Source organism: Nocardia sp. NPDC055050 (assembly GCF_053608345.1).
This window is the reverse complement of the sequence record NZ_JBSGVG010000013.1, coordinates 61592-82438: the sequence shown is the minus strand read 5'-3', so window position 1 is coordinate 82438 and position 20847 is coordinate 61592. Positions and strand designations below refer to the sequence as shown.

At 64.9% G+C, this 20847-nt stretch carries 24 protein-coding genes; 12 read left to right on the top strand and 12 right to left on the bottom strand.

Going from position 1 to position 20847, the window contains the following annotated elements; translation table 11 throughout:
* Positions 1-9 precede the first annotated feature (9 nt).
* From ACWGCN_RS16110 to ACWGCN_RS16090, 5 genes are all read right to left on the bottom strand, one after another.
* A complete protein-coding gene (locus ACWGCN_RS16110; protein WP_452457373.1) occupies positions 10-1179 on the bottom strand; it encodes a serine hydrolase domain-containing protein in 1170 nt (389 codons plus the stop codon).
* 136 nt (positions 1180-1315) lie between these two features.
* Positions 1316-2059, bottom strand: a complete 744-nt coding sequence (locus ACWGCN_RS16105; RefSeq protein WP_387446869.1) for an LppU/SCO3897 family protein — start codon at positions 2057-2059, stop codon at positions 1316-1318.
* Between the two features lie 259 nt (positions 2060-2318).
* Complete coding sequence (locus ACWGCN_RS16100; protein WP_379312449.1) at positions 2319-2801, bottom strand: nuclear transport factor 2 family protein; 483 nt, start codon at positions 2799-2801, stop codon at positions 2319-2321.
* A 112-nt stretch (positions 2802-2913) separates the two neighbouring features.
* The gene (locus ACWGCN_RS16095) at positions 2914-3450 is read right to left on the bottom strand and encodes a hypothetical protein (protein ID WP_452457374.1); all 537 of its coding nucleotides are present in this window, start codon (positions 3448-3450) and stop codon (positions 2914-2916) included.
* 272 nt (positions 3451-3722) lie between these two features.
* Positions 3723-4328 (bottom strand): TetR/AcrR family transcriptional regulator, encoded by a 606-nt coding sequence (locus tag ACWGCN_RS16090; protein WP_378989666.1) that lies wholly within the window; start codon positions 4326-4328, stop codon positions 3723-3725.
* A 61-nt stretch (positions 4329-4389) separates the two neighbouring features.
* On the opposite strand from ACWGCN_RS16090, the gene ACWGCN_RS16085 reads away from it, so the two are divergent.
* From ACWGCN_RS16085 to ACWGCN_RS16060, 6 genes are all read left to right on the top strand, one after another.
* Positions 4390-5151: a nuclear transport factor 2 family protein gene (locus ACWGCN_RS16085; protein WP_452457375.1), complete on the top strand. Its 762-nt coding sequence runs from the start codon at positions 4390-4392 to the stop codon at positions 5149-5151.
* 157 nt (positions 5152-5308) lie between these two features.
* Positions 5309-5476: a CsbD family protein gene (locus ACWGCN_RS16080; RefSeq protein WP_378990006.1), complete on the top strand. Its 168-nt coding sequence runs from the start codon at positions 5309-5311 to the stop codon at positions 5474-5476.
* A 47-nt stretch (positions 5477-5523) separates the two neighbouring features.
* Positions 5524-5853 (top strand): DUF1206 domain-containing protein, encoded by a 330-nt coding sequence (locus tag ACWGCN_RS16075; RefSeq protein WP_452457376.1) that lies wholly within the window; start codon positions 5524-5526, stop codon positions 5851-5853.
* A gap of 28 nt (positions 5854-5881) precedes the next feature.
* Positions 5882-6055, top strand: a complete 174-nt coding sequence (locus ACWGCN_RS16070) for a hypothetical protein (RefSeq protein WP_452529043.1) — start codon at positions 5882-5884, stop codon at positions 6053-6055.
* 110 nt (positions 6056-6165) lie between these two features.
* Positions 6166-6717, top strand: a complete 552-nt coding sequence (locus tag ACWGCN_RS16065) for a S1 RNA-binding domain-containing protein (RefSeq protein WP_452457378.1) — start codon at positions 6166-6168, stop codon at positions 6715-6717.
* Between the two features lie 177 nt (positions 6718-6894).
* Entirely contained in the window at positions 6895-7230 is a 336-nt protein-coding gene (locus ACWGCN_RS16060) for a hypothetical protein (protein ID WP_387446860.1), read from the top strand.
* Positions 7231-7394: 164 nt separating this feature from the next.
* Here the strand turns inward: ACWGCN_RS16060 and ACWGCN_RS16055 are convergent, their stop codons facing one another.
* From ACWGCN_RS16055 to ACWGCN_RS16040, 4 genes are all read right to left on the bottom strand, one after another.
* A complete protein-coding gene (locus ACWGCN_RS16055; protein WP_452457379.1) occupies positions 7395-8174 on the bottom strand; it encodes a class I SAM-dependent methyltransferase in 780 nt (259 codons plus the stop codon).
* A gap of 204 nt (positions 8175-8378) precedes the next feature.
* Positions 8379-8732 carry a TSUP family transporter gene (locus ACWGCN_RS16050; RefSeq protein ID WP_452457380.1) on the bottom strand — a complete coding sequence of 118 codons (354 nt, stop codon included), beginning with the start codon at positions 8730-8732 and terminating at the stop codon, positions 8379-8381.
* An 877-nt stretch (positions 8733-9609) separates the two neighbouring features.
* Complete coding sequence (locus ACWGCN_RS16045) at positions 9610-10002, bottom strand: carboxymuconolactone decarboxylase family protein (RefSeq protein ID WP_387446853.1); 393 nt, start codon at positions 10000-10002, stop codon at positions 9610-9612.
* Positions 9999-10655 (bottom strand): TetR/AcrR family transcriptional regulator, encoded by a 657-nt coding sequence (locus ACWGCN_RS16040; RefSeq protein WP_452457381.1) that lies wholly within the window; start codon positions 10653-10655, stop codon positions 9999-10001. The genes ACWGCN_RS16045 and ACWGCN_RS16040 overlap by 4 nt, the downstream gene beginning before the upstream one ends.
* Positions 10656-10753: 98 nt before the next feature.
* Here ACWGCN_RS16040 and ACWGCN_RS16035 point away from each other — a divergent pair, with 98 nt between their 5' ends.
* The 6 genes from ACWGCN_RS16035 (at position 10754) to ACWGCN_RS16010 (ending at position 15769) form a co-directional block, all read left to right on the top strand.
* A complete protein-coding gene (locus ACWGCN_RS16035; protein WP_379316505.1) occupies positions 10754-12088 on the top strand; it encodes an alpha/beta hydrolase family protein in 1335 nt (444 codons plus the stop codon).
* Complete coding sequence (locus ACWGCN_RS16030) at positions 12085-13050, top strand: fumarylacetoacetate hydrolase family protein (RefSeq protein ID WP_387446849.1); 966 nt, start codon at positions 12085-12087, stop codon at positions 13048-13050. The genes ACWGCN_RS16035 and ACWGCN_RS16030 overlap by 4 nt, the downstream gene beginning before the upstream one ends.
* 7 nt (positions 13051-13057) lie before the next feature.
* Complete coding sequence (locus ACWGCN_RS16025) at positions 13058-13822, top strand: MBL fold metallo-hydrolase (RefSeq protein WP_387446847.1); 765 nt, start codon at positions 13058-13060, stop codon at positions 13820-13822.
* A gap of 9 nt (positions 13823-13831) precedes the next feature.
* Positions 13832-14935: an MCE family protein gene (locus tag ACWGCN_RS16020; protein ID WP_452457394.1), complete on the top strand. Its 1104-nt coding sequence runs from the start codon at positions 13832-13834 to the stop codon at positions 14933-14935.
* A 66-nt stretch (positions 14936-15001) separates the two neighbouring features.
* A complete protein-coding gene (locus ACWGCN_RS16015) occupies positions 15002-15310 on the top strand; it encodes a nucleotidyltransferase domain-containing protein (RefSeq protein WP_452457382.1) in 309 nt (102 codons plus the stop codon).
* 141 nt (positions 15311-15451) lie between these two features.
* Positions 15452-15769 carry a VOC family protein gene (locus ACWGCN_RS16010; protein WP_387446846.1) on the top strand — a complete coding sequence of 106 codons (318 nt, stop codon included), beginning with the start codon at positions 15452-15454 and terminating at the stop codon, positions 15767-15769.
* 133 nt (positions 15770-15902) lie between these two features.
* Here the strand turns inward: ACWGCN_RS16010 and ACWGCN_RS16005 are convergent, their stop codons facing one another.
* The 3 genes from ACWGCN_RS16005 to ACWGCN_RS15995 form a co-directional block, all read right to left on the bottom strand.
* Complete coding sequence (locus ACWGCN_RS16005) at positions 15903-17315, bottom strand: phytoene desaturase family protein (RefSeq protein WP_452457383.1); 1413 nt, start codon at positions 17313-17315, stop codon at positions 15903-15905.
* A 42-nt stretch (positions 17316-17357) separates the two neighbouring features.
* A complete protein-coding gene (locus tag ACWGCN_RS16000; RefSeq protein ID WP_452457384.1) occupies positions 17358-19169 on the bottom strand; it encodes a DUF3556 domain-containing protein in 1812 nt (603 codons plus the stop codon).
* Between the two features lie 91 nt (positions 19170-19260).
* The gene (locus ACWGCN_RS15995; protein WP_452457385.1) at positions 19261-20700 is read right to left on the bottom strand and encodes a class I adenylate-forming enzyme family protein; all 1440 of its coding nucleotides are present in this window, start codon (positions 20698-20700) and stop codon (positions 19261-19263) included.
* Between the last annotated feature and the right edge of the window lie 147 nt (positions 20701-20847).

The window sequence follows — 20847 nt, the reverse complement described above, 5'->3', positions numbered from 1 at the left end:
TCCCGCTACTCAGGGGACCGCCGGCGGGCGTTCGGGGACCAGGAGCGTGGCGATCTCCGTGCCGATGCCGACGGCGTTGTTCTGATCGGAGTCGGAGGTGGGGCCGAGGGTGTCGTAGACGACGACGGTGGTCTCGGTTTTCGTGTCGTAGAAGGCGACGCCGTCGTACCCGCCGTAGGACGGGTTCATATACAGCCAGTCGGCGAGGTGGACCACACCGAAGGCGAAGTATTTTTCGGTGGTGAACGGGCCGAGGCCCGCGGTCGACGGGCCCATCATCTGCTGGAACTGGTCGGGGGTGAGTCGTTCGCCGGTGCCGAGGGCGCGGACCCAGCGGCCGACGTCGCCGACGGTGGAGTTCATGTTGCCGCTGTGCAGGAAGGCGGTGGGGTTCCAGAAGGTGGAGTCTTCGAAGAAGTTTCGTTCGTTGGTGTAGCCGTGCAGGATCGGTTCGTCGACCTGCGGGGTGAGTACTACGTTGCTGTCGTGCATGCCCAGTGGGACGGTGATGTGCTCGGCGATCAGCTCGCCGAGAGGCTTGCCCGCTGCCTTCTGCAGGACCTCGCCGAGCACGACCAGATCGCTGTGGGCGTAGGCGAAACTGGTGCCCGGCTCGAACAGCGGCGGGCGGGCATTGGCGCGTTCGAGCAGTTGCGGCGCGGTCCATTCGCGGATCGGATTCTCGCCGAAGATCTTCAGGAACTCCGGTTCGGTCACATAGTCGGAGATCCCGGAGGTGCTGTCGGCGAGCATCCGCGCAGTGATCTTGTCCGCGCGCGGGAAATCGGGCAGCCAGCGGGCGATGGGTTCGTCGAGTTTCAGCACGCCCTGGCCGTCGAGTCGCCACAGGACCGTGGACAGCATGGGTTCCATCGGCTGGCCGACGCGCAAGCGCATCTCCGCGGTCGCGGGCACACCGAGCGGTGATCCGCCCAGCGCGCCCAAGGCGATCTGCTCACTGCCCCGCCATGCGCCGTAGACCGCGGAGCTGAGATCGAGTTCGGTCATCTTGGCACGAACGATGTCGGCGATCTTCGCCGCTTCGGCACTCTCGACCGCCGAAGACGCGGAGCCGCCGGACATGTCCTCCGCACCGCAGCCGCCCGTGGCGATGGCGAGCACGACCGCGAGCACCGCACATGCTCTGCGGCATCCGCGATGCCTGGGCGACTTGCTCATGACAGAGATCCCTTCGTCGAGGAACGCTCACGATCACAGCAAGGTCGAATCTACGCGCCCATCGGGCTCGACCGACTCAGGCTCGTCAGGACCTTGTGATGTCTCCTCCGACGTTGCTGCCGCTGGGTCGCCGAATTCAGCTGAACGAACGCAGGCAGAGCACGAAAGACGCACCGCCGTCGGAGCCGATGTACCCCGCGAGCTTGACGGAGTCCTCGTACTTCTGGCACTCGGTGGTCTTGTCGGTGCCCGCTATTCGGGCGATGACCTTCGCCTGGGCTCTTACGTCCGAACAGCCGACCTTCACCAACTCGGCATCGGAGAAACCGATACTCAGGTCGTCCTGGGTCGCGACGCAGTCGCCGGCCGACAGCGCGCCGGGCCCGGTGGTGTTGCTGGTGTTGCCGATGACCACCGCCGTCACGATGCCGATGACGACCACGATCGTGATCAGCACACCGACCACGTAAGGGCGGCGGCGCAGCAGCAGCTCGCCCGGATCCCGCATCGGTCGCGGGCTGCCCGGTGCCGCCCCGGCGGGACGACCGAACCATCGGTCGGCCGATCCACCGAACAGCAGGGCGATAATGGCGATCACCGCGACCAGCCCGAAAGGCCCGGGTGACATCCGGACGAAGGCGAAACCGGCATCGGTGTCCACGTTCCCGCCGCTGAAGGCCATGGAACCGAAAGCGACGAGCCCTTCGATCACGGCGAAGACGGTCACGGTGATCCGGACCCAGCCCCGGCGCCGCGCGAAGAACAAGGCGGTGACGGCCATCGCCCAGAAGAACAGGTATCCCTGCGTGTTCCCGCCCGCCGCATGGGGATGACCCATTCCTATCAGCGCGACGGTGCCGGCCAGTCCGATCGCCGACATCACGAAAATGATGACCCGCGCCGCCCGGACCCTCCCCGGCATCTGCGAAGGTGCTGTGTCACCGCGCGATTCGATACTCCCGCCCGTCCGGGACGGAAACTGTTGCGATGCCTGCTGATCCATACCCGGCGCCCCCTGATTCCGCGTTTCGCGTGCCCGATCCTATAGATGAGGCCGCTGTCGAGGTGTGGCAGAAGGATGGTGTCCAGCGGGCGTGCGATGATGCCGCCCGCTGGATGCTCGCGCAGGCAATCACCGGTCAGTGCTCCAGCGATGGATCCCAGCGGTTGGCCAGCAGCGTGAAGCTCGGGAGGTCTTCCAGCGAGGTCAATGCCTCGTAGATGCGCTCGTATCGCGTCGAGGCGATCCGCCACTCCCCGTCCGGGTCGCGACGATAAGTGTCGCAATAGTATCCGCCGCCGCGGATCTGGATCTTCGCGCCCGGCACCAGGACGGTGTCCTCGAATGCCCACGAACCCTTCGCGATGTCACCATCGGTCTCGATCTCGGGGTGGTTGGCGATGTGGACCGTGACGATCCCGGGTCCGAGGTTCTTGCGCATGAAGGCCACGACGTCGGCGCGATTGTCGTAATGCAGTGGCTCGCCCATGGCCTGGGTGCCATAGCGCGCGGAGACGTCCTCGGCGAGGCAGTCCGCGAACTCGTCCCACAGTTTCAGGTCGAGCGTGCGGAAGTAGCGGTGCTTGAGACGCTTGATCTCCTCGATAGCAACCAGGTCCATGACCGGAGTGTAGAACGTGTTCTAGATTCAGCGCAGGGAAAGCGCGCCCCCAGCCCCGGTGATCCATATTCCCGAAGGCAGTCGGGGCGTTCCCCGACCGCTCTGCCTCGGATCAGTGCGTGAGGATGACCTTCGCCGCTACGACAGCGGTGGCCGCGCAGCCGAGCAGAATCGCCCCGAGCAGAGTCGACCGATCCGGCCGCGCACCCTCGAGCCTGCGGATGACGAACGTGATTCCGCCGATCCGCACCAGCATGGCGACCTCGGCGAGCACCTGAGCGGTCCGTGGTTCGAGCCATCCGACCGCCGCCGCCGCGAGGATCGCGCAGGGCAGCACCGCCGAACTGAGGATCGGCAGCGAATCACGCAGGTCGAGCCATGGCTGGGGCGGGGAGGGCACGCCGCTCTGGCGTACCGATTGCCCGACGCTCTCGGCGAAGACATGGGCGATGAACGTCGACAGGGCGGCCCCGAGAACGACCGCGATACCGACATCCTCGAGGGATGGCGCGACCGGGATCAGCGCGGAGAGGATCAGGACGTTCCCGTAGATGTACGCGCTGATCCGGCGAGCCGCGTTCCGACGGTCGAGCGGAATGTTCCGGGCGAACAAAGGCCCGTGTAAGAGCTTGTTTTTGTCGCGTTCCATCGGTCCTCACCCGTTAGTCGCACCCATCCGAGACAGCTCATGCGGAGCGGGGAGGTGCGGACATACGGGGTGGAAATTCGGTGCACCTCGTCGAGCGTCGCCACTGACGACTATATGCCCGGCGTCCTCGTAGAACCGGCACACGAGGTGTCGCGCCCTGCTCTGAACAGCGATTGATCGGCCTGGGCCCTGCGGGGGCTCACCGACCGAGGCGCACGACGCCCTGCCCAGTCGAAAGAATCACGGCGTCAATGTCTGCAGCGCTCGCCTCATCATCGGCGCCTTGTTTCGGCCGAGCTGATCTCGCTCATAAGTTGTTTCGCGACGGTAGTCACGTGGCCGGCGAAGGCGTTCCGGTCGGTGCCGAGATTACCTTCCGTCCACTCGACGAACAGTGAAATCAAGGCGCCGAAGAGTGCCGAAAAATGCATGCGGACAATAGGATCGCCCGGGGAACCCGCGATGCGATCGCCCAGTGCGGCTGTTGCGAGAGCCGGAACAGTTTCTCGCACATAGCCCCGCAGTCGCACATCCGCCACCGGCTCGACCAGCAAGATGCGGCAGACACGAGGATCGGCCTCCATCAGGCGGGCGGCGGCCTCGAACACCGCATGCAGATCGCCGGATGCCACCGCAGGCGCGACGGCTTGTTCCAAGCGAGACAGCGTCGCCCGGTACACCGCGTGCAGCAGCACGTCTGTGTCGGCGAAGCTCTCGTAGAAGAATCGCTGACTCAGCCCCGCCGCACGGCAGACCGGCCGCATTCCCAGGGCGGAAACACCTTGCGTGCCAACTATTTCGACACCCACATCGATCAGCCGCGCCCGCCGGTCGGCGGCGCGGCTCTGCGCCGTCTGTCCGCCGTAGCTCCTTGACACGGCACCACTTTACAACAACCATCATTAATCAGGAAGCATGTGCTTCCGGATGGAGAGGGTCATGTTCACCGACGAGCAGTTCCAACTGTCACTGAGACAGCCGCGCCTGGCACAACCGATTCCGGCAGTGCTGACGAACCGCGCCGAGCCGGTCGATGTTCTCGATGAAGCCGCGCTGACCGCCATGACGCAGACGTGGTTCGACGAATACGAGAAGAAGATCTCGTTCTATGCCGACCACGGCCTCGATATCGCCTGGACTCTCGACTGGGCGAAGAAGTACTGGTGGAGCTGGCAGACCCGGGATATGAGCCATAACCACGAGCTCTACACCGGCGATCTCAGGTACAAGGATGTGACGACCCTCGGCGCGACAATGGTCGGCCTCGACGAATTCGTGGCCTACAACTTCGCGTTCTTCGATGCCATCCCCGACTGGCGCTATGATCCGATACCCGGACAGTGCTACGTCGACCTGTCACCGACCGGTGAGGTTCGGATGGTCGTGCGCTACTACGGAAGTGGTCACATCGTCGGGCCGCTGAAGCTTCACCCATACGGAGCGGACGCCCCCGCGATCCCGGGCAACGGCGCGTTCATCCAGTGCACCGCGGTGGACCGATATCACTTCAACGCCGAACACCTGATGTACGAAGGCGAAACGCTCTACGACCTGCTCGACGGCGTACAACTGGCCGGAATCGTACCCGGGCCTTCGACCACAGCCTTCACATTGCTGATGCGCGGCGCAGGACTCGCAACCCGGGCCATCACCCGACTACGCCCTCCTGCCACCCGGCCTCGTTCGGCATCCATCCGATAATCGCAGATCAGCGTGGCAGAGAAGGCAAGGTCGCGGCAGCAGGCCAGAAGGCTCACCACGATCGCTCTCTGCTCCTTGTGTCGAAGATCGACATCGTTGACAGCCGTGGGATTCCGGCGTTGACTTGATCGCACACAGCGAGGAAACCGCCATGAGTATGAGCAAGAAAATCGCGAATTCCGTCGAGGCCACCAAGGGCCGGGTGAAGAAGGTGTTCGGTCGAGCCACTGGCAACCGAAGCCTGGAGGCCGAAGGTCGGGCCGAACAAATCAAGGGCAACCTGAAACAGTCCGCTGCCAAGATCAAAGACGCCTTCAAGAACTAGCTTCGCCGAACGAGAGGCCTCGCAGTAGACCCCGCGCGGGCTTCGTCATGAGCGGCATCGTGCACCTGTTCATCGGCTACATCGCCATCCGGCTCGCCCTCGGTGGCGGCGGCGGAACCGCCGACCAATCAGGGGCCATGGCGGAACTGGCCGCCAAGTCGGGGGGTCCTCGCGCTCTGGGTCGGTGTCGTCGCGTTCTCGCTGATGGCGTTGTGGCGGCTCGCCGAAGCAGCGCTCGGCAGCTCCTCCAGACCCGACTCCGACAGCAAGAAATCCGAGGCCGTCAATCGCGTCAAGGCCTTCTCCCTCGCGGTGGTCTACCTCGGTTTCGCCATCTCCGCATCCGGATTCGCCCGGGGCGCAGGCAAATCCAGTAGCGAGCAGAGTACGGGGATCACTGCTGCGATGATGCGATCGAGCATGGGCACGATCGTTCTCGTCGCCGCCGGGTTGATCATCATCGCGATCGGCGGCTACCACGTGTACAAGGGAGCGACGCAGAGCTTCCTCGAAGACTTGCAAGGCTCCACGAGCAAACTGAGGATTTCGCAGCCCCGGTCCACGTCGTATGCTCGCTGACCAGCGGCGAAACGAAAAGGCAAGTCTGGGAACGACTCTGCGATCCAGCCATGGCGCGACGTTCCACAGGGTCGTTGGAGGGGCTGAGCGCGTCATGAAAGGCTGGACAGATGGATTGGCGGGCCGAGAGCCCCGAACTCTGGACGTTCCTGGGATCCTTACGGTGCGGCGAGGTCCTTTCCGGCACCGTCACAGCGATTGAATTGTTCGGCGTGTTCGTGGCGCTCGACGATGGCCCCGCGCATCCGCTCTACCCGGGCGTCGGGTTCATCACGATCCCGGAATTGTCCTGGAGGCGTTTCGAAGCGGCTTCCGACATTGTCCAGGTCGGGCAGCGCGTTTCGGGTGAATTCCTGCAGTTCGATACCTGGAATGCCGAGGCCAGGTTGTCTCTGCGAGCACTGCAGCCCGACCCCTTCCATGCCTTTGCCGAGCGCATCACCGTCGGTAGAGAACTACGCGGGCATGTCACCCAACTGGTGCCCTTCGGCGTCTTTGTCCAAGTGGCGGACGGGATCGAGGGGCTGATTCGTCGCCGAGACCTCACCCAGCCGACAGACGAAGTCGTCCAGATCGGGGACAGAGTCACGGTCGTTGTCACCCATGTCGACCGAGAAAAACGTCAGCTGTTCCTCTCCCGACAAACCACCGGCCAGCTCTGACCTTCGAACAGCTGGAATCAGGAAGGGCTACCGTCGGTCTTCAGCCACACTCGCCAGTTGTGCACTCAACTCGGCAGTTGAGTGCGTTCGTCGGCTGGTTCCGCGGTTATCTGGATCGCAGCCGCAGCATGTCAGTACGTTGCCTCGGCGACTACCGAGCCACGATACTGTGGCCGGATGCGGTGGATTCGCGACTACTACGAGGACGAAGGCATCTGGCTTCTCCTCGAACTCGATGACGACGGTTGGCCGAACCGGCAAGTCAATCTGCGAGGTTCAGACAGTGAGCCCGACACCGCCGCAGCGCTCGAAGAGATAATCCGTGCCCGAGATCACGGGGGAATCGGCGCAGTTCAGGCATACGAGAGCAAATATGGAGTCCTCTCGGAGTCCAGCGCCGATGACTGGCACGTCGAGGCCTCTTCCCTCGAAGAGATTACTGCTGAACAGTTCCGAGAAGCCTGGGCAAAGGCTCGTTCCACGATCGAACGCCGATGGCTAACCGGTAGCTGAGCGGAGGTCCGGGGGCGTGCAGGCTGCAGGAAGTGAGCAGTAGCGAGCGGACGTTCCGCCGACGTCGGATCGGTACGGTCAGTTGATTTTCCTACGCACCGCGCTGGCCGCTTCGGTCAGCGCGGCATGCGGCATGCGGCGTGGGTTTGATATCACGGACCAGGTCAGTGCTCGGTCCTGGCGATTGCCAATAGGTGTGCGCTTGCGTTGATCAGCAGCGGGTCCTGTTCCAGTAGCCGTGCACAGTGCAGTGCTGCTGTTACGAGGGATCGAAAGCTGTTTTGTCCGGCGTGATCGAGTGTGGGCCAGGCCGGGCCTTCGACGCCGTAGGTCACGACATCAATGAGACCGGCTGCTTCCAGCTCGGTACGGAGCTCGTCTGCCGTATGCCAATGAGTCCGAACGAACCCGACGTGGCCGTCGTAGTCACCTGTGGCGATCACCTCGCCCACCGCAGCTGTCAGTGTGTCGTCGAGGGTGCCGTTTGTGCCAGTCTCCAGGGCCGACAGGTAGCGACTGATCGCGGCCGCGATCAGGATGCCTCCGGGACGAAGCACGCGTACGGCCTCGGACAAAGCTGTTGTCCGGTCGACGGATTCGGTGAGGTGGTACAGCGGTCCGAGCAGCAGAACGGTGTCGAAGCTGTTGTCGGGGACAGGTAGTCGCCGCGCATCGCCCAGCTCGGCGGTCACCCCAGGTAGTGTCGCAGCCGTCTCGACGTGTCCAGGTACTGGATCGACGAGGTGCACGATGTGACCGTCGTTCGCCAACCATTCGGCGTGGACCCCGGTCCCCCCACCGACATCGAGCACTCTCATCGAAGCCGTGAGGACACGGCGGATCAGTTCTTGTGTGCGAAGGAACTCCAGACGGCCGTGAGGGGACCTGGACAGGCGATCGTCCTCCGAGGCGCCGGAGTAGTGCTGTGCGAGATCAGAAGTCATGCCAAATACTCGGCCGGCGCAGTACACGGCGGCAACGGATTATCAGTTCGTGGCCGCTCCGTGTCATCGAACACAATTCGTCAGAGCGGACTTCGCCGGATACCCGATCAGCATTGCAGTGCGTGCGAAAATGCCTCAGAGTGCTTGTGCGGCATAGATGCCCGCCGTCGCGATAGCCACCCCGCCCAGAGCGAAGCGGAGTCCTCATTCGGGTAGTCGAGGCTGCAGGTGCGCGCCGAGATATCCGCCGACCAGGCCGCCGATTCCGCAGCTCAGCCCGATCGCCCAGGTCGGGGCGATGTCGGTGCCACCGGTCACCACGGCGAGGCCGAGGTAGGTCGCCGCGCCCGCGATCGAAGTCAGGAACGTCGAGGCCAACGCGGCCGGTGCTACTTCGGCTAAGGGAACGCCCCGGCCGACCAGGATCGGGCTCAGCAACGATCCACCACCGATTCCATAGATCCCGCCGACCACACCGACCGCCAGCGCGGTTCCGGTGATGAATCGGATAGATGGCCGCGGCTTGTCGGCCCGGCCCGAGTGGCCGTAAGCAAACATAGCCACACCCCGAGAGGCATCAGCAGTGCCGCCGCGATGAGCTTGAACACGCCCGCACTCGGGACCAAAAAGACACGGATCATCGCGCCGACCACGACAGCGGGCAAGGTGCCTACCAGCAGGATTCGAGTCAGCGGGCTGCGTAGCGGGCCCCGGCGGCTGTAGCGCCGCAACGCCCCCGGTATCGACACCACGTTGAACAAACAGATTCGTCGGAGTCACCGCAGGACTGGGTACTCCCAACACGCTGATCTGCACCGGCAGCAGGAACACCGCGCCCGACACCCCGACCGGTGCGGTGAGCATCGCGACGACCAACCCCGCCACGAATCCCGCCACCAGCACGTTCACTCGCCGAACTATCCCAGGTCCCTACCGGGTCTGGCCCTCTTAGCTTCCGGGTGCGTCGAATTCAGAGCACGTTCCGGCCGACTGAGGCAGGCACCATGATCGGCACGAGATGTTGCTTCTGTCGAGGTGGCAGCGCCTGGCGTGCATGTCGTCGGCTAGCCGTCATGCGGTGTCGCTGTCCCACGTTGCGACGTTCCTTGGTGGAAGTAAAGGTTCCAGCTGCCGTCGCGCAGGAGCCAGATCGAGCTGCGCACGGCCGTTCTTTCCGAGCTCCGTGTCCGATAGGTCACCTGGATCATGGTCGGCCCCAGACGCGCTGCTGTGACATTGTCGATCGTTGGCGTCAAGGAGGTTGTCAACGTCAAACGCAGGATGCTCCCTCTTCGGCAGTACAGGATGTCTGACAGTCTCGTCGAGTACGGAATTTTCCATAGGCGTCAGAAGGCCGAAACTGATCAATGTACGCCTCGGAGAGGCGAGCGCGAGTTCGCTGCGCGGCAAAAGGTTCGACCTGCTGCGGGGTTGGTCAGAGTTGATCGAATTCCTGCTGGGCGATCCGCATGGCGGCCAGTGCCGCGGGTGCGCCGCAATATCCGGCGGTGTGGATGATCGACTCGGTGATCTGCGCGCGCGTGAGCCCGTTGTTGAGCGCGCCTCGCACGTGGCCGGCGAGCTCGTCGTGTGCTCGTAACGCTGTGAGGATTCCCAGGTTGAGCAGGCTGCGGTCGCGGCGATCCAGACCAGGCCGATTCCATACCGCGTCCCAGACATGCTCGGTGACGAAGCGCTGAAGATCTGCCGATTCGCTGCCGGAGGTGCGGGCCAGCGCCTGGGCAACGTACTCCTCGCCCATGACTTCTTCGCGGGTGCGCAGGCCGTTGGTATAGGCCGAAGGCTGCCGGGGTTCGGGATCAGTCATTTATTACCTGTTCGTCGAGGGGTATCGGAGGCGTCATGGGCGGTCGCTCGTTCGGCCGGATCGGACTGCAACGCGCGGATCACCCGGATGACGTGCTGGTCGACGAACCGTTCGTCCATCGATTCGCGGGTGAGGAAGTGGCGGAAGTGTATCGGCGCGATGAGGGTTTCGACGACGGTCCGGGTGTCGGTGCCGGCGGGTAGCTCGCCGCGTTCGACCGCCCGGGCAACCATGGCCCGGTTGGCTTCGTAGCGGGTTTCCCAGAAGGTGTTCCGTGCTCGGGCGATGTCTTCGGAGTCGCTGATGAACGCCAGAGCGCGCGCAAGACCGGTACCCAGAGGGCTGTCGAGGTAGGCGATGAGTGCGGTGGCGAAGAAGGAAAGATCTCCGCGCAACGACCCGGTGTCCGGTAACGGCAGGGTGCGCTCGCTCGCGCTGAGCATCACATCGAGCACCAGGTTCTCCCGCGTTCCCCATCGCCGGTAGATGGAGCTGTCGCGGACACCGGCGCGGCGGCTGATATCGGGGATGCCGACCTTGTCCACGCCGTGTTCTTCGACAGCGTCGAGCACGGCGCGATGCACGGCTTCGCGGACCTTCGCCGCCCGTCCTCCGGGTCGACGCGGCGGCTCGATGTTCTCGGCTTCCGACATAGCCCCATGCTAAAGCAGAGCTTCTTGCTTTTGGCCATCGCTGTGCCTACGCTCACAAAAGCAGAAACATCTGCTATTAGAGATCGAGAGGCACAACGATGACGTCAGTGCGGGAGATCGGCAAACGAGTGCTCATCAGCGCTCGCGCGATGACTCACACCACCGAGCGTGCGGCCCGGCGGGTCGGCGTGGCGGGATTCCTGCCCCGGTTGTTCGCCGAGAGGTTCACCCACCTCGGTGGGATCGACACCGAGGAATTCCAGCGTCAGCTGCACGGTTGCCGGTCCTTCGACGACACCCGCTGGACCGGGTACTGGCAAGACTTCGCCCGCCAACACTTCGCGCGGGCCGACACGGCGTTGCTGCGCCTGGGCGGGCCGTCGACCGACCAACTGCTCGACCCCGCCGCGCCATTGGACCTGCATGCTCTGGGCGAGTTGCTCTCACCAGCGGTAACGATCCTGGCCGACCGAGGGCCGGTGGCCGATCCCGAGGCAGTCGACCGATTCTGTGCGGCTCATCCCGACGCCGCCGATGCCGCGATCGCGATCGACGGGCTGATCAAGGCATTGGTGTACGAGTTCATCGCCGCCTGGCCGGGGTTCAGCCCGGCCAGGCTCGTCGCCTACGAGCGCTCGCACCGGCTGTGCGAAGTGCTGCTGGGTTCGCTCGACACCGCGATGGGAGTGCGTATCGAAGTGGTGCGAATTCCGGTCGGCGCTCAGACTGTGCGTGGAATGCTGATGCTTCCAGCCGGTGTGGAGTCGGTACCGACGATCCTTGTCACCAACGGGCTGGAAGGCACCATCGCCGAAGCGCTACTGCCGCTGTTGTCGCGGCGTGACGCCGGTATGGGCGTATTCGTGATGGAGATGCCCGGCACCTACTCGTATACCGAGCCGCTGAGCATCGACGCCGAGACCATCTACTCGACCGTCATCGATCACCTCTGCGCTGACCCGCGCCTGGATGCGCAACGGATCGGCATGCTGGGCTTCAGTTTCGGAGCCTACTGGTCGACGCGGATGGCCGCCGTCGACCCGAGGCTGACGGTAGCAGTGTCCAACGGCCCGCTCGCTGACCGCAGTTTCGGGCTGCTCAACTCGATCGGCATGCCCGAGATCATGGTCTCCGCGCTGGTCTCGACCCTTGGTGCTCGAGGCCCTGCCGACTTGTCGAGCAAATTGGCGACATTCTCACTCGCCCAGCACTATCGCCGGATCGACATCCCACTGTTGGTGATCAACGGCGCCCGCGACACCCTTGCCTCCACCCAGGACTCGATCGACATCGCCATCGCCGCACCGGACGCGCAATTGGTGCTCTATGCCGAGGACGACCACTGTGCCATGGGCCACGCCGAGCAGTGGACAGCACTGTCGACGAAATTCCTTCGCGATCACCTACGTGTGGGCGTCGAGGTCACCGCATGACCCACCCACACGATCGGGCCACTGCGGCGATCCCTCGGATGCGGCGCATCCTCGATCGCAACACACACCGAATCGATACCCAGATCGAATACGGCACGGGATGGCGCACCGAGTCCGAATCCGATGGTAGCCAGGGATTCCCGAGAATCGAGCCCGCCTTTACCCTCGATTTCGAGCTAGCGCGCTACGACGCCCTCGGACTGGACGACGGGGCCCTCGTCCTGCCGGTGTGCCCGGCCTCGTTCCGCGATTTCATGATCTTCGAAAGGCACGCCGTCGACGCCGCGCGCGGTCTGGCCCGCCGATTCTTGCCTGCGGGCTCCCGCGTCGCCACCGCGTACGAGACACTGACCCGGCGCACTTTCCCGCCGTTCCGGCCGCACGCGCTCTGGTACCGGCAGCCGATCTACTACATGTCCAACGCCTTGACCATCGTCCCCTCCGGGTTGCCGGTTGCTGCCCCGAACTACACGCGGGCACTGGATTTCGAACTCGAACTCGGCGTCGTGCTCGGTGTTCCGCTGCGCGACGCCACCGTCGAACAGGCGGCCGCCGCGATCGCCGCAGTGGTGGTGATCAACGACTTCTCCGCCCGCGACGTCCAACTGGCCGAAATGCGTTCGGGGTTCGGACCGCAACGATCCAAACACTTCCTCACCTCGATGTCGGCGACCGCGGCCGCCGGGCCCGCGCTCATCGATCGGCTCGACCGATTGACCGCCACGGTCACGATCAACGGAGAGACCGTGGCGCGCACCGGAACACACAATGCCCGGTACTCGATGGCCCAAGCCATCGCGCACGTGTCCTGCAGCGAACAGCTCTACCCCGGCGAACTGCTGTCGACCGGCACCTTGCCCGGTGGAAGTGGGATGGAACTGGGCCGCTGGCTCGCCCCCGGCGACCATCTGCGCCTGGAAATCGACGGCATCGGGATCATCGAACACGACATCCAGAAGTAGGCCCGCGATGAAAATCGATCAGGTTTCCGACTCCGTCCATGTCGTAGCCGGCACCAACGTCAACTGGGCGCTGATCAGCGACGATTCCGGGATCACCGTGATAGACGCCGGATACCCCGCTGACGCCGCCGACGTGCTCGGTTCTGTCCGGCAGATCGGCGGTCGGCTTGCCGATGTTCGGGCCGTGCTGATCACCCATGCCCATCTCGACCACATCGGTGCGATCCCGGCGCTCATCGAGCAGTTCGGCATGCCGGTCTACACCGGCGCCGAGGAAGTGCGCCACGCCAAACGCGAATACCTGCAACAGATCACGCCGATCGGAATGCTCGAACAACTCGCCACCCGCCGCGGCCGCCGCTGGGTCGCACACACCCTGCGCGCGGTCCACGGCCACATCGGCACGGCCATCCCACAAGCTGAGGCGGTCGAGCCCGCCACCCTGGCGGCACTGCCCGGCGGACTCGTCGCGATACCCACCCCCGGGCACACCAGCGGCCACACCGCCTACCTCCTTCCCGCCGAAGGCGTGCTGTTCTCCGGAGACGCACTCGTCACCGGGCATCCGCTGCTACCTCACGTCGGCCCCCAGTTGCTACCGGCGGTGTTCAATCACGACGAAGCACTCACCTACGACACCGCTACGACTCTCGCAACGGTGCACGCCCACACCCTGGTTCCAGGACACGGACTGCCCAGCAGTTTCGACGGACCGTCCATCGCCACAGCTTTGGGGCCGCGACCACCACTCACCGACACTGACAACAAATAGATGGAACCAATGAGGTACCTGCGCAGCACCGTGTACAGATCCTTCCGCCCTCTGGGCCTGGCAGCGGCGTCCATCGCGATCGTCAGTTGTTCCATACCCGGCCAGGTGAACGACCCGCTCGGCCGCTCGACCAAGATCACCGCCGACTTCGAGAACATCGCCGGCATGTACGAGGGCAACGAGATCATGGTCCTCGGTCTCGCGGTGGGCAAGGTCGACAAGATCGTGCCCAAGGGCACCTACGTCGAGGTCCACATGACCATCGACGCCGGCGTCAAGGTCCCGAAAGACGCGATCGCGGCGATCATTTCGCCCTCGATCGTCACCGATCGCCACATCGAGGTGAGCCCGCCGTTCACCGGCGGTGAGACACTGAAGTCCGGCGATCACCTGCCCAAGGCACGCACCAGGACCCCGGTCGAGCTGGACACGATGATCAAGACCATCGACCAGTTCGCCGCCTCGCTCAAGCCCGAACCCGGCCAGGAGGGTCTGGGCCCGCTGTCGGGCCGGGTGCTCTACCCGGTACTCAACGGCAACGGTCAGAAGATCCGCGAGACCCTCGACGCGCTCTCGGGTGCGCTGAAGGTCGGTGTCGACAACAAGGACGCCATCGCCAACATCATCATCAAGCTCAACGAGCTCACGACGATGCTGGCCGACAACGACCAGTCCGTGCGCGACTTCAGCGACCGGATGACCGCCATGTCGGGGCTGCTCGCCGACCAGGCACCCGGTCTGCAGGCCACCCTCGATCAGCTCAACCAGTTCCTGAACAACACCTCGACGACCTTCGCCGGGCATCAGGAAGAACTGGCCGCCTCGCTGACCGGCCTGACCACCGTCACCAACCAGCTGCGTGCCAACTCCGGCGCGATGGTCGAGATCGTCGACGTGGTGCCGCTGCTCATGCAGAACATCGACGGCGCCATGAACAAGCAGGAGGGCTTCGTGCGCATACACGCCCTGATCGGCACCGCCCTCTCCGGCGAGATCGTCAGCGTGTTCTGTGAGCGGATCCAGATGAAGTCCGATGGCTGCCGCTCCGGAAACATGCACGACTTCGGCCCCGACTACGGGCTCACCGCCGCACTGCTCGGACTGACGAAATGACGAAACGCTGGACCACGAGATCGCGGGGGAATCGTCGCAGAGCCGACACGATGACAGACTTGCCCGGTGGCGATCGACGGGGTTGAAGTGGCACAGCTGCTGGTCCGGCGAGACTTTCCGCAGGCTCGGGCAGCGTGGCTAGGCGGCAGCGTGGCTCTCGGAATGGCCACGGCGACTTCTGATCTGGATATCACCGTATTGATGCATGGTTCGTCGGCGTCCTACCGTTCATCGATACATTTCGGTGAGTGGCCGGTGGAGCTGTTCGTACAGACTGAAGACTCACTGGAGCATTTTCGCTCCAAGGAGCACGCCGTCCGGAAGCCGAGCACGACGGGTACACAGTCGGTCGTCCCCCAACATGATCGGCATTGAGTGCGTTCTGACGTGGCGGTTCGGATGTTCCTCCAGGCGCTGGATGACGGCAAGCAGTACGCTTGTCCTGCAAGAGATGTCAGGAGGGGATCCGTGATTCACCACGTACAAGTCGCTTGTCCGCCAGGCGCCGAAGGTCGCATGCGGTCGTTCTACACCGGTGTCCTCGGCTGGGCCGAACTCCCCAAACCTCCGTTGCTCGCTGCCCGAGGCGGCTGCTGGTTCACGGTTCCGGGAGTGGGCGGCCCGGATGGGGAATTGCACGTGGGCGTCGAGGAACCCTTCCATCCTGCCCGCAAAGCTCATCCCGCCTTCATCGTTGACGTGGACGCGCTCGCGTCCGCGGTCACGGCGGCTGGACACGAAGTCCACTGGGCTGATCCCGCCGAGATTCCCGGCCGCCGCCGATTCCACACAACCGACCCGGTGGGCAACCGTCTCGAGTTTCTGGGCGGCTAACCGGTTGCTGCTCAGGCATACTCTCCGAGCACCCCTGCAAACCTCGCGCTCATCGCCATGAGCGGACGTTCGGGCACCGCTGGTGGTGGCATATGTGATGGGTCAGCCACCATTGTCGGTCCTCGAATATTGGTTACCTCAGCCGTCGCAGTGCTCGTTCGGCGGCGTTGGCACCGCACATGCCGTGCGCGCCGGGGCCGGGCGGGGTCGCCGCCGAGCACAGGTAGTGGCCTGGGAGGCCGGTGTCGTAGGGCTGCAGGGTTTTTCGGGGGCCGAAGACCAGCTGCGGGATGTTCTTGGCGCCGGTCATGATGTTGCCGCCGACGTAGTTGGGGTTGTAGTCGGCGAATTCTGCGGTGGTGCGGGTGGTCAGGCCGACTACGCGGTCTCGGAAACCTGGTGCGAAGCGTTCGATCTGGGCGATGATCGCTGCGGTGGCGTCGCCGGTGTAGCCGTTGGGGACGTGGGCGTAGGTCCAGACGGGGTGAACCGATCCTGCCGATCGCTGAGGGTCGGCGAGGTATTGCTGGCCGACCAGGACGAAGGGGCGCTGAGGCATTCGGCCGGCGTGGATGTCACGTTCGCCCGCGGCGATCTCGGCGAAGGAGCCGCCCAGGTGCACTGTGCCCGCGCGGTGGGCGGCCTCGGCGGTCCATGGGATACCGCCGTCGACGGCGAAGTCGACCTTGAAAGCGCCGGGGCCGTAGCGGAATCGGTGGTAGGCGCGCGCGATTCGAGTGGGGAGTCGGTCACCGAGGATCTCCGCGACCGATGTCGGGGCGAGGTCCCAGATGGTGATGTCGGACGGCGGTAGGTCGGCGACCGAGCGCACGCGGACGCCGGTCTCGACCTTTCCGCCGTGGTCGGCCAGTACCGCGACCATGCTGTCGGCGATCTGCTGGGATCCGCCGACAGCGACCGCCCAGCCGTACCGGTGTCCCGCCGTCAGGATGCCGAGCCCGACGCTGGCGCTCAACGGGCGTTCGAGGGGCTGGAAGGCGTGTGCGGCGACGCCGCCGAACAGTGCCCGTCCCGCTTCGGTGCGGAAGGCTCGTGCGAGCAGCGTGGCGGGCGCGGTCGCGGGAATACCGAAGCGTGCCAGGCGGATCGGATGTCGAGGAACGCGCAGCAGCGGGCGCATGATGTCTGCGTCGAACACGTCGTAGCCGTCGACCGGGCGTTCGAACAGCGTGCGCCACAGCCGTTCATCGGCGCCGAGGCCCGTGGCGGTCTCGGTGACCGAGCGGTGCAGCACACCGGCGGTGCCGTCGTCGAGGGGGTGGACGCAGTCGAGTTCCGACCACGCCCACCGCAATCCGTACCGTTCCAGGTCGATGCGCCGCAGGAACGGCGAGCCCACGGCCATCGGGTGGATGGCCGAGCAGTGGTCGTGCAGCAGACCGGGCAGGATCGCCTCGCTCGAGCGGGTGCCGCCGCCGATCGTGTCGGCCGCTTCGAGAACCGTCACCTCCACGCCCGCGCGGGCCAGGGTGATGGCCGCGGCCAGCCCGTTGGGGCCGCTGCCGACCACTGTCGCCGTTGTCATCGACGTGCCTTTCTGTTGTTCGAGATGTCGTCCGGTGCTCGGCTATTCGGCCGGAGCCACCACGCCCTGCCGCGGTGCGGTGACCGCGCCGGTGACGTCTTCACGCCGCCAGGTCACGGTGTGCGCGATGGGACCGTCCGGCAGCCACGGCAACGCCTCGACCGCGTCGGCCACCTCCCATGTTCCGCGTTCGATGACGCCCAGCGCCGCGTCGACCACCATGTATTGCTGCGTGCTCTTGTGTACCGGCTGCGACTCCACCCACACCACGATCCATTCTCCCGGAGCGAAGCCGACCCGTGCCTGCACCGCGTCGATCAGGTCGAGGTTGTGCAGGTGGCCGTCGCCGAAGTTGAAGCCGATCAGCGAGTTGCAGGCGAACTCGGCTTCGCGCACGGTCCAGCGATCGACGTCGGGAAGGTGCTTGTACAGCAGGGAGAACAGGCCGCGGCCCTGACTGTGCATGGAACGCCAGGCGATGGTCTGCTGCATGGTGATCTCGGCGACCGCGGGCGGGTAGCCCATGGCCAGCAGCTGGTCGACCTGATTGTCGGCGGGGCGGTGCGCGATGGTGTTGAGCTTCGCCTCGGCCCCCGGCGCGAAGGCCCACAGCGCCGAGGCCCAGTTGCCGGCGTACTGACGCATGGACGGCAGGAACGACACCAGGTCGGGACGCAGGTTTCCCAGCACAGGGAAGAAGGCGAGCCCCGCCGCGATCGCCACCGTCAACCACGGCGACGACATGTCGAATACCCCGTACCCGTCCGAGTTCGGGAACCCGAGGAACAGGAACACGGTGAGGTAGGCGAACAGGATGTTCCACTCCAGCGGCACGGCCAGCGGGAAGGTGGAGGTGATGAACAGGTGGAAGATGACCATCATCGCGACCCCGGCCAACGTGAGCCAGTGGTTCGTCGAGAACAGCAACACGATCGGGGTGAGCACCTCCACGGCGGTACCACCGACATGAGCCATGAACGCCGCCACCCGCGACGGGCGGATATCGCGCGGAAAGTCGCGGTAGTGGGCGCGTTTGATCGATCGGAACGGCATCGACGGGCTGTTGGACACCATCGGGGGCACCACATTGGTGAAGTGCTTGCCGAACTTCGAAACTCCCGCGCCGACCCACACGATCACGATCAGCAGCTTGGCCGCGATGATCATGTCGGTGAACGGCAGCACCGCGAAGAACAGCAGCGCGGGCAGATACTGCTCGCCGCGAGCCGCCAGGAAGATCGTCTTGTCGCGCAGCCCGCACAGGATGTAGAGCACGATCGGCGCGATCAGCAGCACGGGCCGGACCAGTCCGGAGGTGTTGTCCGGCAGCGCTTCCAGCAGTGCGGCGGTGGTCCGGCCCGGTGCGACCAGGGCGATCACCAGCGACGCGAGAAAGCCCAGATACAGGACCACGTCGAGGGCGGTGCGCGAGTCACCGTTGGTGAACGGCACCCGATACCAGGGCCGCAATCGGATACTTCCCCGTCGGGCGAAGTACAGGATGCCGCCGGTCATCGGCTTGAACTTGCCCGCCAGCGGTCCCCAGGAGCCCGCGACGCCGAGGGCTTCGAGCAGCACCGTCCACAGGACCAGCTTCTGGTAGACCACCGGTTGGTTCCACCACTGCGCCACATCCCAGAACGGTCCGGTGCCCGACGTCGCCGTCGCGATCGCGATGCCGCCGATGATGTAGAGCACGAGCACTTTCGCGAGATACACGGTGTGGATCATCTTCGGCGTGCCGAATCCGTATTCCGCCCAGTGCAGTGCCAGCGTCCGTATACGTTCGCGCAGCGGCAGATCCAAGAATGTCTCGGTGTCCACCGGCGGGAAGTCTCCCGTCTTGAATCCCATGGCTCGATCCCTTTCTTCCGGCTTCCGGACGCGAGTGACCGCGACCGAAAGGGCTGTCTTTCGTTCGAAGTGGATTGCGGTGCAGAACCGCTCAGGTGCGCGCGGCCGAGAGCCGCAGCTGCTTCTTGTCGATCTTGCCGACCGGATTGCGTGGCATCTCCGCGGTCAACACGATCGCGGCGGGAACCTTGAACGCCGCGAGTTCCACGCGGCAGTGCTCGATCAGCTCTTCGACGGTGACCGCGGACTGTGGCGCGGGCACCACGTGGGCGACCGGCACCTCGCCCAGCACGGCGTCGGGCACACCGACTACCGCGGCTTCGTGAACAGCGGGATGACGGTAGAGCGCGTTCTCGATTTCCTTGGGGTACAGGTTCTCGCCCGCCCGGATGATCATGTCCTTGATTCGGTCGACCAGAACCAGATAGCCGTCGGCGTCGAAGTAGCCGACGTCGCCGGTGTGCAGCCAGCCGTCCACGACGGTTTTCGCCGTCTCCGTCGGCCTGCCGAGGTAGCCGCGCATCACGTTCGCTCCGCGAATGACGACTTCGCCGGGTTCGCCGGGCGCCGACAACGCGCCGCCGACATCCATGATCGCTACGGTCTGACCGGGCAACGGGATACCGACAGTCCCCGGCTTCCGTTGGCCCGCTACGGGATTGAGAGTCGACGCACAGGTCCCCTCGGACAGACCGTAACCCTCGACGATCGGCACACCGAAGCGCTGCTCGAACCGGGCGATGAGCTCGGCGGGCATCGGCGCGGCACCGCAGATCGCCAAGCGCAACGAGGAATTGTCGGGACGAGGACCGTCGGGCTGGGCCACCAGCATCGCGTAGATGGCGGGCACCGCCGAGAAATAAGTGGGCCGGACCCGCTCGACCGTGTCGAAAAAGCCTGAGGCGGAGAACTTTCCGACGATGGTGGTGCGTCCGCCCGCCAGCAGTGGCGACAGCACGCTGACCACGATGCCGTTGACGTGGAACAGCGGCAGGATCAGCAGGCTGTGGTCGGTCTCGTTCAGGCCGAGCGAGTCGATGATCATCGCGCACATGGCGGCGAGGTTCTCGTGACCGAGCAGCACACCCTTGGGCCTACCCGTGGTGCCGCTGGTGTAGATGATCAGGGCGAGATCGTCAGAGGACGCGGCGGCGACGGGACCGGCGTGCTCGGCCAATTCCGCGATGTCGAGAGTGATTGCGGGCCTGCCGGATTCGCCGAGGACAACGGCGGCGCCGGAGTCTTCGACCTGGTACCGGATGTCGTCGTCGGTGAGCCCCGGATTCACCGGAGTGACGGCCGCACCGAGTCGCCAGGCCGCGAACAGGGCCACCACGAGGTCTACTCGGTTGGGCAGCACCACCGCGACGACGTCGTCGGACCGCACGCCCTCACGATGCAGGACCGACGCAGCGGCATCGACCCGAGCATGGAACTGCGCATTGGACAGTGTGACGGTGTCGTCGGCGATGCAGGGTCCGTGCGGGTCGGCAGCGGCTCTGACCTCGGGCAATTCGGCGATGTGTCGCATGATTCCTCACCGGTGGCGAATGTGATCTGAGTTACATCACTCACGGTAGGACGCGAATCAGGCGCCGACTACGGGCCCGCAGCCCAGCGTTGCGCCGACGTGTTGTGCCACGGGCACAAACAGCGCCACACGGGTGAGCGTCGGGGG

Bases quoted from the DNA above. Each gene is read 5' to 3' on its own strand.
- ACWGCN_RS16050 (WP_452457380.1), bottom strand. From the start codon at position 8,732: ATGTTTGCTTACGGCCACTCGGGCCGGGCCGACAAGCCGCGGCCATCT.
- ACWGCN_RS16045 (WP_387446853.1), bottom strand. From the start codon at position 10,002: ATGACTGATCCCGAACCCCGGCAGCCTTCGGCCTATACCAACGGCCTG.
- ACWGCN_RS16010 (WP_387446846.1), top strand. From the start codon at position 15,452: ATGCGGTCGTTCTACACCGGTGTCCTCGGCTGGGCCGAACTCCCCAAA.
- ACWGCN_RS16065 (WP_452457378.1), top strand. From the start codon at position 6,166: ATGGATTGGCGGGCCGAGAGCCCCGAACTCTGGACGTTCCTGGGATCC.
- ACWGCN_RS16055 (WP_452457379.1), bottom strand. From the start codon at position 8,174: ATGACTTCTGATCTCGCACAGCACTACTCCGGCGCCTCGGAGGACGAT.
- ACWGCN_RS15995 (WP_452457385.1), bottom strand. From the start codon at position 20,700: ATGCGACACATCGCCGAATTGCCCGAGGTCAGAGCCGCTGCCGACCCG.
- ACWGCN_RS16110 (WP_452457373.1), bottom strand. From the start codon at position 1,179: ATGAGCAAGTCGCCCAGGCATCGCGGATGCCGCAGAGCATGTGCGGTG.
- ACWGCN_RS16105 (WP_387446869.1), bottom strand. From the start codon at position 2,059: ATGTCGGCGATCGGACTGGCCGGCACCGTCGCGCTGATAGGAATGGGT.
- ACWGCN_RS16095 (WP_452457374.1), bottom strand. From the start codon at position 3,450: ATGGAACGCGACAAAAACAAGCTCTTACACGGGCCTTTGTTCGCCCGG.
- ACWGCN_RS16060 (WP_387446860.1), top strand. From the start codon at position 6,895: ATGCGGTGGATTCGCGACTACTACGAGGACGAAGGCATCTGGCTTCTC.
- ACWGCN_RS16020 (WP_452457394.1), top strand. From the start codon at position 13,832: ATGAGGTACCTGCGCAGCACCGTGTACAGATCCTTCCGCCCTCTGGGC.
- ACWGCN_RS16025 (WP_387446847.1), top strand. From the start codon at position 13,058: ATGAAAATCGATCAGGTTTCCGACTCCGTCCATGTCGTAGCCGGCACC.
- ACWGCN_RS16035 (WP_379316505.1), top strand. From the start codon at position 10,754: ATGACGTCAGTGCGGGAGATCGGCAAACGAGTGCTCATCAGCGCTCGC.
- ACWGCN_RS16005 (WP_452457383.1), bottom strand. From the start codon at position 17,315: ATGACAACGGCGACAGTGGTCGGCAGCGGCCCCAACGGGCTGGCCGCG.
- ACWGCN_RS16085 (WP_452457375.1), top strand. From the start codon at position 4,390: ATGTTCACCGACGAGCAGTTCCAACTGTCACTGAGACAGCCGCGCCTG.
- ACWGCN_RS16080 (WP_378990006.1), top strand. From the start codon at position 5,309: ATGAGCAAGAAAATCGCGAATTCCGTCGAGGCCACCAAGGGCCGGGTG.
- ACWGCN_RS16075 (WP_452457376.1), top strand. From the start codon at position 5,524: ATGAGCGGCATCGTGCACCTGTTCATCGGCTACATCGCCATCCGGCTC.
- ACWGCN_RS16040 (WP_452457381.1), bottom strand. From the start codon at position 10,655: ATGTCGGAAGCCGAGAACATCGAGCCGCCGCGTCGACCCGGAGGACGG.
- ACWGCN_RS16100 (WP_379312449.1), bottom strand. From the start codon at position 2,801: ATGGACCTGGTTGCTATCGAGGAGATCAAGCGTCTCAAGCACCGCTAC.
- ACWGCN_RS16000 (WP_452457384.1), bottom strand. From the start codon at position 19,169: ATGGGATTCAAGACGGGAGACTTCCCGCCGGTGGACACCGAGACATTC.
- ACWGCN_RS16030 (WP_387446849.1), top strand. From the start codon at position 12,085: ATGACCCACCCACACGATCGGGCCACTGCGGCGATCCCTCGGATGCGG.
- ACWGCN_RS16070 (WP_452529043.1), top strand. From the start codon at position 5,882: ATGATGCGATCGAGCATGGGCACGATCGTTCTCGTCGCCGCCGGGTTG.